Source organism: Nitritalea halalkaliphila LW7 (assembly GCF_000265075.1).
In the GTDB taxonomy this organism is placed as follows: Bacteria; Bacteroidota; Bacteroidia; order Cytophagales; family Cyclobacteriaceae; genus Nitritalea; species Nitritalea halalkaliphila.
On the sequence record NZ_AJYA01000024.1, the window covers coordinates 59,371 to 73,562 of the forward strand.

The 14,192-nt window shown below is 48.4% G+C and carries 15 protein-coding genes and 1 pseudogene; 11 read left to right on the forward strand and 5 right to left on the reverse strand.

Going from position 1 to position 14,192, the window contains the following annotated elements; all coding sequences use genetic code 11:
- Positions 1-29: 29 nt before the first annotated feature.
- The 5 genes from ftsZ to A3SI_RS09305 all read left to right on the forward strand — a co-directional run bounded on the left by ftsZ (position 30) and on the right by A3SI_RS09305 (position 5,535).
- Complete coding sequence (gene ftsZ, locus A3SI_RS20735; protein ID WP_040670584.1) at positions 30-1,973, forward strand: cell division protein FtsZ; 1,944 nt, start codon at positions 30-32, stop codon at positions 1,971-1,973.
- 646 nt (positions 1,974-2,619) lie between these two features.
- A complete protein-coding gene (locus tag A3SI_RS09290) occupies positions 2,620-2,880 on the forward strand; it encodes a hypothetical protein (RefSeq protein WP_156810254.1) in 261 nt (86 codons plus the stop codon).
- Positions 2,881-2,946: 66 nt separating this feature from the next.
- Positions 2,947-4,092, forward strand: coding sequence for a hypothetical protein (locus tag A3SI_RS09295; protein WP_009055359.1), 1,146 nt, complete (start codon positions 2,947-2,949; stop codon positions 4,090-4,092).
- Positions 4,046-4,729: a carboxypeptidase-like regulatory domain-containing protein gene (locus tag A3SI_RS09300; RefSeq protein WP_238531701.1), complete on the forward strand. Its 684-nt coding sequence runs from the start codon at positions 4,046-4,048 to the stop codon at positions 4,727-4,729. The genes A3SI_RS09295 and A3SI_RS09300 overlap by 47 nt, the downstream gene beginning before the upstream one ends.
- Positions 4,690-5,535, forward strand: coding sequence for a hypothetical protein (locus A3SI_RS09305; RefSeq protein ID WP_156810256.1), 846 nt, complete (start codon positions 4,690-4,692; stop codon positions 5,533-5,535). Before A3SI_RS09300 ends, A3SI_RS09305 begins: the two co-directional genes overlap by 40 nt.
- Positions 5,536-5,719: 184 nt before the next feature.
- On the opposite strand, the gene A3SI_RS09310 is transcribed toward A3SI_RS09305, so the two are convergent.
- Positions 5,720-6,247 (reverse strand): NADPH-dependent FMN reductase, encoded by a 528-nt coding sequence (locus tag A3SI_RS09310; RefSeq protein WP_009055362.1) that lies wholly within the window; start codon positions 6,245-6,247, stop codon positions 5,720-5,722.
- Between the two features lie 170 nt (positions 6,248-6,417).
- Between A3SI_RS09310 and A3SI_RS09315 the strand changes: the two are divergent.
- From A3SI_RS09315 to dnaN, 6 genes and pseudogenes are all read left to right on the forward strand, one after another.
- Positions 6,418-7,253, forward strand: a pseudogene (locus A3SI_RS09315) (purine-nucleoside phosphorylase).
- Between the two features lie 14 nt (positions 7,254-7,267).
- On the forward strand, positions 7,268-8,251 hold the full coding sequence (locus A3SI_RS09320) for an ATP-binding cassette domain-containing protein (protein ID WP_009055369.1): 984 nt from the start codon (positions 7,268-7,270) through the stop codon (positions 8,249-8,251).
- Between the two features lie 249 nt (positions 8,252-8,500).
- Positions 8,501-8,941 (forward strand): gliding motility-associated ABC transporter permease GldF, encoded by a 441-nt coding sequence (locus tag A3SI_RS22600; RefSeq protein ID WP_009055371.1) that lies wholly within the window; start codon positions 8,501-8,503, stop codon positions 8,939-8,941.
- Positions 8,938-9,450, forward strand: a complete 513-nt coding sequence (locus A3SI_RS21620) for a DUF7088 domain-containing protein (protein WP_262491769.1) — start codon at positions 8,938-8,940, stop codon at positions 9,448-9,450. The genes A3SI_RS22600 and A3SI_RS21620 overlap by 4 nt, the downstream gene beginning before the upstream one ends.
- Positions 9,417-10,616 (forward strand): gliding motility-associated ABC transporter substrate-binding protein GldG, encoded by a 1,200-nt coding sequence (gene gldG, locus A3SI_RS09330; RefSeq protein WP_262491770.1) that lies wholly within the window; start codon positions 9,417-9,419, stop codon positions 10,614-10,616. The genes A3SI_RS21620 and gldG overlap by 34 nt, the downstream gene beginning before the upstream one ends.
- A gap of 105 nt (positions 10,617-10,721) precedes the next feature.
- On the forward strand, positions 10,722-11,846 hold the full coding sequence (dnaN, locus tag A3SI_RS09335) for a DNA polymerase III subunit beta (RefSeq protein ID WP_009055373.1): 1,125 nt from the start codon (positions 10,722-10,724) through the stop codon (positions 11,844-11,846).
- 122 nt (positions 11,847-11,968) lie between these two features.
- On the opposite strand, the gene nadD is transcribed toward dnaN, so the two are convergent.
- The 4 genes from nadD to A3SI_RS09355 form a co-directional block, all read right to left on the reverse strand.
- A complete protein-coding gene (gene nadD, locus A3SI_RS09340; RefSeq protein WP_009055375.1) occupies positions 11,969-12,535 on the reverse strand; it encodes a nicotinate (nicotinamide) nucleotide adenylyltransferase in 567 nt (188 codons plus the stop codon).
- A 6-nt stretch (positions 12,536-12,541) separates the two neighbouring features.
- Entirely contained in the window at positions 12,542-13,117 is a 576-nt protein-coding gene (gmk, locus tag A3SI_RS09345; protein ID WP_009055377.1) for a guanylate kinase, read from the reverse strand.
- Positions 13,118-13,210: 93 nt separating this feature from the next.
- The gene (locus A3SI_RS09350) at positions 13,211-13,495 is read right to left on the reverse strand and encodes an anti-sigma factor (RefSeq protein ID WP_009055379.1); all 285 of its coding nucleotides are present in this window, start codon (positions 13,493-13,495) and stop codon (positions 13,211-13,213) included.
- 61 nt (positions 13,496-13,556) lie between these two features.
- Positions 13,557-14,162, reverse strand: a complete 606-nt coding sequence (locus tag A3SI_RS09355) for a sigma-70 family RNA polymerase sigma factor (RefSeq protein WP_009055380.1) — start codon at positions 14,160-14,162, stop codon at positions 13,557-13,559.
- Positions 14,163-14,192 lie beyond the last annotated feature (30 nt).

The following is a 14,192-nucleotide window of genomic DNA, read 5'->3' on the forward strand; positions in this document are numbered from 1 at the left end:
CAACCAGCAGCAATTTAAAGAATAAAGATATGTCAGATAACGCGAGAGAATATATGTTTGATCTCCCAAAGAACCATAAATCCATTATCAAGGTGGTCGGCGTGGGAGGTGGTGGCTCGAATGCGGTCAACCACATGTACAATCAGGGTATTAAGGATGTGGAGTTCGTGGTGATGAACACGGATGCACAGGCCCTGCAGAGCAGTCCAGTGCCGAATAAGCTTCAGATCGGTACGCACCTGACGGAGGGATTAGGGGCAGGCGCCAATCCCGAGCGTGGCAAAGAGGCGGCTGTAGAGAGTAAGGAAGAGATTCGGGATATTTTCGGGACGAATACCAAAATGGTGTTTATCACCGCCGGCATGGGGGGTGGTACGGGTACAGGTGCAGCGCCTGTAATCGCTAAAATTGCCCGTGATATGGATATTTTAACAGTGGGGATCGTAACTGCGCCATTTGCTTTTGAGGGGAGGAAAAAGATTTTGGCTGCACAGGCCGGAATAGAAGAGCTAAAAAGTAGCTGCGATACGGTGCTCGTCATCTTAAATGATAAGTTGCGCGATGTGTATGGCAACTTAGCCATCCGCTCGGCTTTCGCGAAGGCAGATAATGTTTTGACGACGGCAGCCAAGTCTATCGCTGAAATCATTACGGTGCATCAGGATATCAATGTGGATTTCGAAGATGTGAAGACGGTGATGAAAAATGCTGGTGCGGCGGTGATGGGTTCTGCTCTGGAAGAAGGGGAGAACCGGGCACTGCATGCCGCTGAGCGTGCGATCGCTTCTCCGTTATTGAATAATGTAGACATTAAGGGAGCTAAAAAGATCTTGCTATCCGTAACGTCTGGTGAGGAGGATGAGCTCTCGATGGATGAGTTAACGGAGATCACGGATTATATTAATGCCTGTGCGGGCAGTGACCTGGAGCTTATCTTCGGTCAGGGCATCGACCCAAGCCTTGGCAAGGCGGTACGTGTGACGGTGATTGCGACGGGCTTTATGACGGAAACGCTCCCGCTCGTGAATGCGCCAGGTGAAAATAAGGCTGCGGCGTCTGGGGCTGTAGAGACGAGTGCGAAGCAGGATCATGCTGAGCAGAAAGCGGAGAAGCCTGAGGCTCCGATAGCACCTGCGTCTCCAGCGGCGCCTCAAGCGTCTGCAGCACCGCAGTCCGCAGCAGCGCCATCTGCTCCAGAAGCACCTCAGTCTTCTGTTACCCCATCGACTCCAGAAGCACCTCAGACCTCTGGAGTACCTGAGGCGACCCTTCGTCCTGAAGCTCAGCCAGAGCGCTCTGCTCTAGAAGGAACTACCCGTCCTGCCAACTCGGCGGCTAACAGCGCGCAAGGGGCCACAGATCAGCCTGCCCGCATCGTGGATTTAGAGTCTGGTAAGCGTGTGGAAGAAGATAGTTTTTCTACTGGAAAGACATTTACCTTTAGCATTGGGCATCAGCAGGCTCCCTTAAAACGGGAAGAAGAAAAATCACAAGAAGAGCCACGTATTCGGCAGCAGCCTTTTCGCCCGATCGGCGGGGGGAACTTGATTCAGAAATCTCCCCAGTCGGCACAGCGCCCTTCTGTAGAGGAAGAGGCGCAGCCCGCTAAGCAGGAGCCTTCTGCCAACTCGTACAGCGATGTAGATGGTTTCCGCATCATCCATAAAAAACAGTCGAATGCAGCGCAGGATACGAACTCCTACCGTTCTAACCATGAGCGGCAGTATGAGCAGACCTCATCTATCGTGGGCAAGCGCCTCGGGGAGCGTGGAGACAAGCTGAAAGCGCTTCGTGATCGCTGGACGGATCCCGAAAGCTTAAAAGAACTGGAGAAGCCAGCTTACCTCCGAAATGAGGTGAAGTTACATCCTGTTCCTTCAAGTTCAGAGGTGCGCACGTCCCAGTTGAGTCTAAACGACACGGAGGGGCTTGTGCGTGGAGGAAACCGTTTTTTAGATAAGAACGTGGACTAATCGCGCCGCATCGTGTGCGGTCCTCCTACAGAGATCCGCAGCTTGCTGACCGCCTGTGTTCTTTAAGCAGGGCATGGTGTCTGCTGCTTGATTAGTTGAAAATCAACAATTAGGTAGTAAAAAATGAAATACCTAAACCCCGGATTTGGCTGTTATCAGCTTTTTTCGGGGTTTTCTTTTTAATATATTAATGGTGTAGGATACAATTCGCGACTGGCTAGCTGTCCTGCAGATTATCCTGACAGCTGGAAATAAAGAGGAAAACGAGCAGGTGAGAAGAGTGCTTTTTGAAAAGTATACGTCATCCAGATCCGAACTTTCCCCTCCAAGCAGAAATACATCGATGAATTTGCCGCTTAACTGTCACAAACGTCTAACCCGTTAAAAGGCGGGATAAGTTTTTTTGTATGGGAATGCCTTGAGGTATGTCGCTGATTATGGGGTAGTTAGCTTAGCGGTATATTTTTGTCTCCTGAAAATCAACAACTTATAAAAAGTGCTAAAAAAAATTTCGAACTACACTTGTATTTGTAGTTTGGGGGGGTATTTTTAGTACAGAAAAATTAATATTAGCGCTAAAAAATTGTTTTTCTTGGGTAGTTAATGATTGACTGCCGTCATATTTCTAATTAAAATATCATTTCAAATGAAAAAACTAACACTTCTTATTGTCTTGGGGGTTTTTTTCACAGCATCTCTTCCAAGTCAGCAGGTACAAGCCGATCCGAATACAGTGGGTCATGTCGCATCACTCGCTAAATTGGTTATAGAGGGTATTGATAAAGGTTGTGACAATCTTCGAGAATCAGGTGCTCTGCAGAAACGTTGTAAAAACGATGGCTGTATAACAGTTGCATGTATTTCATTTAGACAAGCATGCGGCAGTGCATCAGATTGTAAGAAATAAATTAAAGTCTAAATTATGGATCAGTGAGGATGATACTCACCTTCACTGATTTAATTATTTGTCGGTATGAGAAATATATACATTAATATCATAGCGTATCTGTTCTTATTTGGATGTGGTAAAAAAGAGAGCACAGCTTTAGTCACAGGTGTTGATGATCAATTTTCGGTAAAGTTGGATACGATTTTAATCCAACCTTCAAGAAGTTCGCAAGTAGGTAGATTTGAATGGACAGGCAGTGAAGTCTTATATATTGACCATTTATACGGGTTTATAGAATCCTATTCTCCTGAGGGCAATTTTATTAAGCGTGAACTGAGAACTCTTCAAGGGCCAGAGGAATTGGCTAGTATCAGTTCGGTTAGTGCCCATGAATATGGTTTTACAGTCAAAGGAGAGGGTTGGACATTTTATGAGTATGATAGAGAGTGGAAGTTTCAGAGAAAGTACACGGTCTATGCGGATGCAGCCTATGAAGTAGATCAATTGATTCAAAATCCTGTAGCCAGTTCCACTATGATGTATGAACTCCAGCATTACAATGACCATTTTCCTGTGTCGGGAGACTATTTTTATGCAAAGGTGGACTGTGAACACCCTACTTTCAATGCATTTATCAATCCATCATTTTATAAAGAGGCATTTTTAGTAGCCAAAATAAGTCGAAGAGATGGTAAAATGGAGCAATTGCTGTATCATTTTCCAGAAACCTATCAGCAATACCGTTTTGTACCTTTTCATATCTTTTTTGATTTTCATATAGGAAGTTCTGGCAAGCATTGGTTAACCTTTGAGATAGATCCTACCATTTATGTTTATGATGCATCAAAAAGTCTAGTTCGTACATTTGGAGTCCCAGGAGTAAATATGCGTACATCCTATCCAGAGACCAGGACCTTGGATGTGGCATTTGATACTGACCTGTATAGGCAATCCCGATTTAAGGATGGCTTTTACAAAGATATTTTTGTGGATGAAGAGTCCGACGTAGTGTTCCGCACGTATAGAACAGGAACCAACAATCAGGCAATTGGTGAAGAGTCGGGAAATCCGCTTCGGTTACAGATTTATAAGTCAGAGCAGTTGGTTTCGGATATAGCTGTTCCTGGCAAATTTAGATTGATTGGTAAAGTTGCAGACAGACGTTACATAGCAGATGGATTTTATGATGAAACAGCCGAAAAGCAAGGGTTTTATGTATTATCGTTCTAAGTTGATAAAGCTCACTTTTCTCCTCTTATGTTCCTTTATGATGGTTTTTCCAGTCATAGGACAGCAGGTATCCCTAAGAGGGATTGTGGTGGATGCTGAGACATGGAGAGGACTTGCACACGCCAATTTGGTATTGGTACGGCAATCTAAGGTAGCGGTTGGGAATTCACAGGGAGCCTTTTCCTTTATGCTTCCATCTGATGTGAGGCCTACAGATACCTTAAGGGTGTCCTTTATGGGATATGAATCGGGAGTCTATCAAGTAGGGGATTTCAAGAAAGACACCAACTTACAGATCCGATTACAAAAAACAGAAAAGGTTTTAAATGCTGCCGTTGTCCTAGGGTATCCCGTGAAGGACCTGATGAAGAAATTTTTGGAAAATATGTCAAATACCTTCTACCCGGATCCATTGGAGTTTGATGTCTTTTATCAAGAAGTGATAGAAGAGGATGGTAAGTACGTAGGTTTCGCAAGAGCGGCGGGATATATGCATTATGCGGGCTATGATCCTTCGTTTTTTGAAAAAATAAAGACTCTGGGGATGGGGATGTTCACTACAATACATTTTATCAGGTTCAAAAATCAGATTATCATGTGCTTCATAGTTTTAGTGGAAGCGGGAGAAATGCAGTAAATTGGCCAATTGCTAAAGAGCCATTTCTTTATTTCGGATTGAACCCGAACTGGTTCGAATATACCTTAGAAGGAGAAGATATCATCCATGACCGACCTGTGTATGTGTTGTCTTTCCGTGCGGCGAGCAAGGCTTTTGAGCGTGATATTAAAAAGTGGCGTAGGTCTCATAAGAAAAAACTACAGCAAGGAAAATTTTACATCGATCAGCTAGATTATGGGCTTCACCGAATGAGTCTCAAGTGGGAAAATCCGGATCAGGAAACTAAAATGTCTGAATCCAGAAGGTACAAGTATTTACCTATTGATGAATCGATGAATGCCTATTTTCGTCGTGATGAGGATGGGCGTTACCTATTTTCGTATGTTAATTATTCAGCGAGTGCCATAGGCTATGGGTACGAGGGAGAAGGGTTTCATGAGGGAAAACTAATGAAGGAATTTGCCGAGTTATATGCTATTGAATCGTACCCTGTGGCATTGTCATATGATGAAATACGCTCCCGCTACAGCTATGGTCTGAGAGGTAAAGCCCCTTATTATATACTGAATTATGTGCCGGACTTGTATAACGGCTGGATTTTTTTACCGGGTCGTTCAACCTATGATCCAAAGTTTTGGGAAAAAGCCACCTTCCCGCCATTGCCCAACGAGCAGAAAGTACTTTCCGATTTATCCCAACCCAGACCGCTGTCCGAACAATTTGCTGATTTTTCCAATATTCAGCTGTATATCATCCCAGAACTGAAACGTAGGCATAAGATTTCAAACCCTTATTGGAATCGTAAGGAAATTCAAATCTATTAGGATAAAAAAAACATTATGGGACTGCATTGGCTTATATCCGCTTTGCTTATTTTCCTCACTGTTTTGCAAATGGTATGAGCTAGTGGAGGTACTAGGTCTTTCGTGAGGTAAACCAAATAAAACGGTCGGCATGCCTTCTCTGAGGTATGCCGACCGTTTTCAGTTTGAAGCGCTCTGCTTGGGTTTAAAATTGGAGCAGGGCCTTTGCTTGTCCCTGAAGAAGCTCCAGGTATAAAGGATTTTGGATGCGATCTTCCTGCATATTGCGCTCGATCTGGGCGAGCTTCGGCTTTTGCGCCAGCACATGCATGCCGAGATAATGGAAAATATCTGTAAGGTGACTCAGTGCGATGCCAGCCCCCCCGATGCCAGAAGAGAGGCCTACCAGAGCGCATTTTTTATCGCGAAACCCATTCGGGTAAGACATGCCATCGATAAAGGTTTTGAGCACTCCGGGAAAGCTGCCATTATATTCAGGTACGATAAAGACGTATTTCTCAGCAGCAGAGACACGGGCGAGCAGCGCATTAAATGCGGGATTTTTCCCGTTATGCTCGTACAGCGCACTAAAAGCAAAATCCGCTGGGAGCTCCTCCAGCGCGAGGGTCTCCACTTCTGCTGCTCCCTGCTCCACTAAAATTTCACGGTACTGCGCCGCGATTTTGTTGGAAAGGGCCTGCTTGCGGTTGGTGCCCACGATAAGTAAAATCATAGTATCATCGGTTTAAAAGAATGGGTGGTCGGGCGCACACAGCAGGCGCCGGCGACTAGAAAAAGCCCTTTGGCTACCTTCCTAAACACGGATTCCGTATTTTTGTGCCAGAAAGGAGGGGGAATTGCGTATATTCCTTCGAAAATAAACCCTTAAAACACGCAGTAAGCATGAGACAAGAGGCAGAACTCTCTGAAATGGAGAAGATTAAGGCTGCAGCCGCCCATATACAGCAGCAGGTTCCCGTCACTGTGGAAATCGGCATTATTTTAGGTACAGGCCTAGGTCAACTTGTAAATTCTATCGAGGTGGAGCAGGTGATTCCCTACGAGGAAATTCCCTTTTTCCCCGTATCGACCGTAGAAAGCCACTCGGGAAAATTAATTTTCGGTCGCTTGGAGGCAAGTATGTGCTCGCTATGCAGGGCCGTTTCCACTATTATGAGGGCTATTCCATGCAGCAGGTGACCTTTCCCGTGCGTGTCATGAAGCTGCTCGGTCTGAAGCATCTGCTCGTCTCGAATGCCGCAGGTGGCTTGAATCCGGGCTTCCAGGTGGGTGAGCTGATGCTCATCTCAGATCATATCGACCTGTTTCCAGAGAATCCCCTTCGGGGTAAAAACATCGACGAGCTGGGGCCACGCTTCCCAGACATGAGCGAGCCTTATGCAGAAGCCCTACAACAAAAAGCGCATTCCATCGCGCAGGCAGCAGGCATCACCCTGCACAGTGGCGTGTATGTGGGCGTACAGGGTCCGAACCTGGAGACCAAAGCCGAGTACCATTACCTCCGTGTAATCGGTGCGGACGCGGTGGGTATGAGCACCATTCCTGAGGTGATCGTGGCTAATCAGATGGGCGTGAAGGTGATGGCACTCTCTGCGATCACGGACCTGTGCTCGCCGGGGAACATTAAAAAAGTAGAAATCGCGGAGGTGCTTGCCGCTGCCGCCAAAGCAGAGCCCGGCATGACGACCATCATGCGTGGCCTCGTAAAAGAGTTGTAAAAAAAACCTGTAGCGTGGGCCGCCACCCGGTATGGCCCACGCCCTTTTTTATCGATATGCAGCAGCTAAGCATCCGTGGAGTAACGAAAGCCTATGAAGGTCAGCGGGTTTTGCACGACGTGCAATTCGAGGCGCAGCGTGGCCGCATACTGGGCTTCTTAGGTCCAAACGGTGCTGGAAAGTCCACCACGATGAAGATCATCATGGGCTATCTGGAAGCAGATAGCGGTCAGGTGCTTTTAGAGGACTGGGATTCACGGGAAAACCCGATCGCTTTCCGGCGGCATCTGGGTTATCTTCCCGAGCAGAACCCGCTCTATACGGACATGTATGTGCGAGAATTTTTGGCGTTTATGGCGGGGCTGTATAAGGTGCCTGCCGGCCAAAGAAAGGATCGTATCCAGTACCTGCTGGAGGCCTGTGGGCTTTTGCCGGAGGCGCATAAAAAAATCCAACAGCTCTCTAAGGGCTATAAGCAGCGGGTAGGACTGGCAAAGGCCCTGCTGCATGATCCAGCCGTGGTGCTACTCGATGAGCCGACTACAGGGCTGGACCCGAACCAGCTTTTGGCCATCCGACAGCTGATTCAGGAGGTGGCAAAGGATAAAATCGTGGTGCTGAGCACGCACATTATGCAGGAGGTGGAGGCGCTCTGTGACGATGTGGTCATCCTCTCCGCGGGGCGTGTGGTGGCGAAAAGCACCTTAGACGAACTGACCACCGCCCGAGGCATGGAGCAGGTGGAGCTGGAGCTGGAACAGCCTTTCGCAGGGGCCATAGGAGAAGGTCCCTGGCAGCGGGTAACGGGTGCAGGTACGCAGCGGCTCCTCTTCGAAGGAGACAATCGACACGCCCTCCAGACGGCTGTCTTGGCCTTCATCCAGCGGGAAGCGCTGGCCGTCCGCCGCCTGCAGGTAAGGCGGGATAGCCTAGAAGACGTGTTTTATAATTTGACCCAAGGAAAAAATGCGCGCGCTACTTTGGAAGGAAATCAGTAGTTTTTTTAGTCAGTTAAGTGGCTTTCTAATGGTGGCCGTGTTTTTACTGACGCTGGGGCTGCTGCTATGGGTGTTTCCGGATACCAACGTGCTGGATTTCGGCTACGCAGACTTAGAGCCACTTTTCTATTTGAGCCCCTTTGTGTTTATGTTTTTCATCCCGGCTGTTTGCATGCGCCTGCTAGCGGATGAGCGGCGTCAGGCACCTGGGAGCTGCTGGCCACTGCGCCCCTGCCGGTATGGAAAGTGGTGGTGGCCAAGTATCTGGCGGCATTGCTGCTCATTTTTCTGGCGCTGCTGCCCACCTGGGGCTACTTGTATAGCTTGTATCAGCTCGGAGACCCCGTGGGCAATATCGATGTGGCGGGCTTTGCGGGCTCCTGGGTTGGTCTCTTTCTTATCGGTGCGGCATTTGTGGCGATAGGGGTCTTGGGCTCGGCTTTCAGCCAAAATCAAATGATCGCCTTCCTCTGGGGGGTGTTTTTAAGCTTCCTGCTTTACAGCGGACTTTCGGCGCTGGTGGACCTGCAGTGGGAGCATCCGCTGGCTTATTATTTAGAGGCACTCAGCATGCGCTACCACTATGTGCAGCTCAGCCGAGGGGTGATCGACATGGAAAATGTCGCGTATTTTACCGGTTTAATCGTGCTGGTACTCGGCATTAGTATTGAAAAATTAGAACGCGCATGAAAAAGAAAAGCTGGAGGAGATTCACCACGATCGGGATGCTGCTGCTGGGGCTTTTTGCGCTTGCGCAATTTTTTCCTTATCGAATCGACCTGACCGAAGAAAAGCGTTACAGCCTAAATCCCGCTACGATCGCCTTCTTGGAGGAGCTGGAAGAGCCGGTGACGGTGGAGCTTTTGCTGACAGGAGAGGCACTGCCGCCAGGCATGAAGCGGCTGCAGCGCGCCATCCGCGAAATGGTACAGACCTTCGATGTGTATAGCCCCGTGAAGATCTCGGTGCGGGAGCTGAACCCCCTGAACCTTCCTAAGGAGGAGCAAGAGGAGTTTATCGTGGGGCTGAGTGAATTCGGGATTAACCCGACTAATGTGTTTACAGGGAATGAGCTCGGGCAGCGGACGCAACTGCTTTTTCCGGGGGTGCTGCTGCGTACGCAGGAGTTTGAGACGGGCGCCTGCTGCTGCGGGGCCTGCGGGATATGCCGGCGGAGCAAATTTTACAGACTTCCATAGAGAATCTGGAGTATGAGCTGCTGCGCGGCTTGAAAGATTTAGTGCAGGAGGGCGGTGCTGCCATCGGGATGCTGATGAGTCGCGGCGAGATGGCCGAAGATGAGGGTTTTGGCTTAGTGGAAGCCCTGTCCGAGGAGTTTGAGGTGTTTAAGGTGCCACTGGAGCAGGCAAATCGGGTGGAGGACTTGGACCCATTCGATGTGCTGCTCATCATGGGGCCGAAGGAAGCCTACACGGAGCGGGAGCGGTATTTTCTGGATCAGTACCTCATGCGAGGTGGGCATCTGGTGTTTGCGCTGGATGCGCTAGCCTTCGATCCGGATGCGCTGAGTGCTCCGGAGGGAACGATCGCCATGCCCTTTGACCATGGCTTCGATCAGATGCTCTTTCGCTATGGCGTGCGGATAAATAAAGACCTGGTGCAAGACCTGAATTTCGGCCTGCTGCCGGTTTATGGGGGAAATTTTGGCAATCAGGAGCAGCTGGTTCCCCTGCCTTGGCCCTTTTATGTGCGGGTTACGCAGCTGGCCAAGCATCCGGTCACGAAGGGGCTGGATCCGCTGCTGGTGCGCTATGTATCTTCTTTGGATACGGTAAAGGCAGAGGGTGTGCGTAAGACACCGCTGCTGTTCAGCTCTCCCTATAGTTTTCGGGAGGCAGCTCCTGTGCGGCTGGCCCTATCGGATGCCGAGCGGGCGCCGGATGTGGAGCGCTTTCAGGCGGGCTCCCTGCCGCTGATGTATCTCTTAGAGGGTGAATTTACTTCCTTTTATAAGAATCGGTTTTTACCTGAGGGGGTGGATGCTGCCGGTTTTCTCGAGCAGGGGAGCAGGGGGCGTGTACTGGTGACGGGCTCGGGCTCCTGGTTTAAAAGCCAGCGGATCGGGGAGGGGCAGGCCCCTTTGGCCCTAGGCCAAAGTCCCCTTCAGGTCGAGGACTACGATAACCGGCGCTTCGTGCAGCATCTGATGCAGTACCTGCTGGAGCCGGAGGGGATGATCGCTAGCCGCGCTAAGGAATTTCGGGTGCGGCCTCTCGATAAGGTGCGTGTGCAGGAAGAGCGGCGCTACTGGCAGGGGGTAAATGTGCTTTTGCCGCCACTGCTGATGGTTCTGCTGGGGCTGGGGCTCGTGCAGCTGCGTCGGATGCGCTACGCAAGGCGCTAATTTTACGGCTTTTTTCCGGGAGAATGCACCTAGAGTGGGCTGAGTTTCTGAATTTATTTCTAACTTTACCCAGTTTTAAAATTAGTATTCAAATAGCCTAGATATATGAAATTCATTGTTTCTTCGTCCGCTTTGCTGAAGCAGCTGACCGCCATTAACGGGGTGGTGACCACAAACCCGGTAGTGCCGATTTTGGAAAACTTTCTTTTTCAGATTGAGAATGGTTTGCTGACCATCACTGCTTCGGATTTGCAGACGTCGATGATGACCTCCATCGAGGTGGATGCGCGCGAAGATGGTAGCATCGCAGTGCCCGCGCGGATTTTGATCGATACCTTAAAAAACCTTCCTGAGCAGCCGGTTAACTTTACCATCGACCACGAGACGTATAGCATCGAAATCAGCTCAGATAATGGTCGCTATAAACTGGCGGGCGAAAACGCTACGGACTTCCCAAAAGTAGTGGAGGTGTCTAACCCGACGGTGGTGGATATGTCCACAGAAGTGTTAAGTAGCGCGATTAACAATACGATTTTTGCGACGAGCAGTGACGATTTACGTCCGTCTATGACGGGGGTGTACATCAATCTCAGCGATACGAATGCTACTTTCGTAGCCACAGATGGGCATCGCCTCGTGCGCTACCGCCGAGTAGACGTAACTTCTGAGCAGCCTGCCAGCTTAATCATCCCGCGTAAGGCACTCAACCTGCTGAAGTCCACGCTTCCTTCTGAAAATGTGCCGGTAAAGGTGGAGTTTAACAGTTCGAATGCCTACTTTAGCTTTAACAGCATTAAGATGATCTGTCGTCTTATCGACGAGCGCTTCCCGGATTATGAAAATGTAATTCCTACAGATAATCCGAACCACATGCGTATCGACCGTCAGGAGTTACTCGGCTCGCTGAAGCGTATTTCCATCTATGCGAACAAGACGACCTATCAGGTGCGCTTAAAAATTACGGGCAGCGAGCTGCAAATTTCAGCGGAGGATTTAGATTTCTCGAATGAGGCGAACGAGCGCTTGTCCTGCCAGCATGATGGTGAGGATATTGAAATTGGCTTTAACGCGAAGCTTCTCGTAGAGATGCTGAATAACTTACACGCGAAAGAGGTGACGCTACAGCTTTCAGCGCCTAGCCGTGCGGGTCTGCTGGTGCCGACGGACTCTGGCGATGCGGAAGATGTGCTGATGCTGATTATGCCGGTAATGCTAAATAATTACGTGTAAGCGTAAGTGCTTTGGGCTGAAAGCCCCAAAAAAAATATAGCTAAAAAGTATAAAATGCCCCAGAGATTCTTTAACCTCTCTGGGGGCATTTTTTTAGGTGTGTGAGCTGCTGAGTAAAGCGCTTATTGAAAGAATTTTTTGTCCGCGATATATTGGGCCACATCCGGGTGTAGAAGGTACTTCACCGAATGTCCTGCAGCGATGGATTCACGGATAAAGGTAGCGGAAATATCCAAGAGGGGGGCTGGAACAAACTGCACGTTCGGATGTTCGTAGGCTTGTGCTTCGCCTGGCCTGGGGTAAACGAGAAGCCCGATGTGCTCTAAGATCCACTCTGCATTTTTCCATTTATGGAAATGTGTAAGATTATCGCTGCCCACGATGAGCTTGAAGGCATGCTGGGGATATTTGTCGGTGAGATACGCCAGGGTATCCACCGTGTAGCTGGGGCGGGGCATGTGAAATTCTACATCCGAGGCCTTAAACGAAAAATGATCGGCGATGGCGAGCTCTACCATCTTAAGCCGATCAAATTCATGCAGCAAGCTTTTCCTCTTCTTAAAAGGATTTTGGGGGCTTACTACAAACCAAATTTCATTTAGGTCACTGCGGTCTAGGAGTGTATTCGCTAAGATAAGGTGTCCGACATGAATCGGATTAAACGAACCGAAAAACAAACCTATTTTCACGCTGCCTTAGGAGTTAAGAAAATTCCCCACAAGTGTCTCTGCTTGCTGAAAGGAAGTCTCTCTATCGTCATTAACGATGGTTACATCAAATTTGTTCTCGAAACTCATCTCGAATTTTGCTTTATAAAGCCTGCGGGAGAGGCTTTCTTCGGATTCCGATCCGCGGTCGGTGAGGCGCTCCTTTAATACCTCGAGACTGGGCACTTTTACGAAGATGGCGAGCGCGTGCGCTCCGAAATAATTTTTCAGATTTACGCCTCCTTTTACATCTACATCGAAGATGACATGCTTACCACTGTCCCAGATACGCTGAATTTCTTCCTTTAGTGTGCCGTAGAAGTTGCCCTCATACACCTCTTCCCATTCGATAAAAGCATCTGCATCGATTTTGGCTTTGAATTCTTCAGGGCTTAAAAAGTAATAATCTTTTCCGTGCACCTCGGCGCGGCCCCGCTTATCGCGTGTACAGGCAGAGATGGAAAAGCCAAGTTGAGGAAATTTAGTAAGTAGATGTCGGACGATCGTCGTTTTTCCAGAACCGGAGGGAGCGGAAAAGATGATCGCTTTACCTTGTGTCGCCATAGGATGGATGGGGGGTGAGGACGTGTGCGTGATTTCGTAATACGGGCGCAAATTACAAAAGTCTCGCACGGAATCAAACGCCAGCTCTCGGGCTTAGCGCGCGTCTAATTTAATTTCTTGAATTTTTTTACGGATATCCGACTTCATGTCCTCTGACATGCAGAACTTGGTGCACTTGGTGTGAATCGCCTCCTTAATCGCTTTTTCTAAGTGAAAATGCTCGAAGCAAGGCTGGCATTTGGCCAGTTTTTCTTGGATAATTTCCTTTGAATCAGGGATATTATTTCCGTCTATGATGCGCTCTAACAGTTGAAAACAGCGACTGACGTCTGCACATTCCAACTTCCTTTGCCCCGATTTGTCTAATTCTTTGTCCATTTCACTCTGTTTTCTTTGCCCGGCAGGGCGGATAATCTTAATAATACAAATTTTACTGGTGTTAATTTTCCTCTTCTTCTTCGGAGTCGGTTTTATAGCCCATATACTGGGCATAAGAACGTAATTTCTCTTTTAATAAGTTCCTCGCCCTGTGCAATCTTGAGCGTACCGTTCCGATGGGAATGTCTAAAATTTTCGCCATTTCTTCATACGTGAAGCCCTCCAGGTCACAGAGTATAATAACCGTACGAAAATCTACAGCCAGGCTATTTAGCGCATTCGAAATCTCGTCCCCGAGCATGTCTTTCACCGAATCCACCCGTAAGTCAGTGGTTCCTTGATAATCAACGTCATCACTGTTGTAAAAGGTTTCCACTTCTTGATAATCTACCTTCGCTGGCTGCTTGGATTTTTTTCGATACTCATTAATGAAGCTGTTTTTCAGGATACGGAAGAGCCAGGCCTTCGCATTGGTGCCCTGTTCGAAACTATTGATGAAGCGGTATGCCTTCAGGTAGGTGTCTTGCACGAGGTCTTTGGCATCGTCCTCGTCGAAGGTGAGCCTGAAAGCAAAATTATACATGCTATCCATGTGGGGCATGAACTCCCCATCAAAGATGCTGTCCTTCTCTTCTTGACTGTATTTTTTTCTTTGACTTTCAGACATAGAATTCAAATGTACATAAACTTCACTTAC

Coding starts and splice junctions, on each gene's coding strand:
- A3SI_RS09350 (WP_009055379.1), bottom strand. CDS start 13,495: ATGGACAAAGAATTAGACAAATCGGGGCAAAGGAAGTTGGAATGTGCA.
- A3SI_RS09355 (WP_009055380.1), bottom strand. CDS start 14,162: ATGTCTGAAAGTCAAAGAAAAAAATACAGTCAAGAAGAGAAGGACAGC.
- ftsZ (WP_040670584.1), top strand. CDS start 30: ATGTCAGATAACGCGAGAGAATATATGTTTGATCTCCCAAAGAACCAT.
- gldG (WP_262491770.1), top strand. CDS start 9,417: ATGCCGGCGGAGCAAATTTTACAGACTTCCATAGAGAATCTGGAGTAT.
- A3SI_RS21620 (WP_262491769.1), top strand. CDS start 8,938: ATGAAAAAGAAAAGCTGGAGGAGATTCACCACGATCGGGATGCTGCTG.
- A3SI_RS09295 (WP_009055359.1), top strand. CDS start 2,947: ATGAGAAATATATACATTAATATCATAGCGTATCTGTTCTTATTTGGA.
- A3SI_RS09310 (WP_009055362.1), bottom strand. CDS start 6,247: ATGATTTTACTTATCGTGGGCACCAACCGCAAGCAGGCCCTTTCCAAC.
- gmk (WP_009055377.1), bottom strand. CDS start 13,117: ATGGCGACACAAGGTAAAGCGATCATCTTTTCCGCTCCCTCCGGTTCT.
- dnaN (WP_009055373.1), top strand. CDS start 10,722: ATGAAATTCATTGTTTCTTCGTCCGCTTTGCTGAAGCAGCTGACCGCC.
- A3SI_RS09300 (WP_238531701.1), top strand. CDS start 4,046: ATGATGAAACAGCCGAAAAGCAAGGGTTTTATGTATTATCGTTCTAAG.
- A3SI_RS09290 (WP_156810254.1), top strand. CDS start 2,620: ATGAAAAAACTAACACTTCTTATTGTCTTGGGGGTTTTTTTCACAGCA.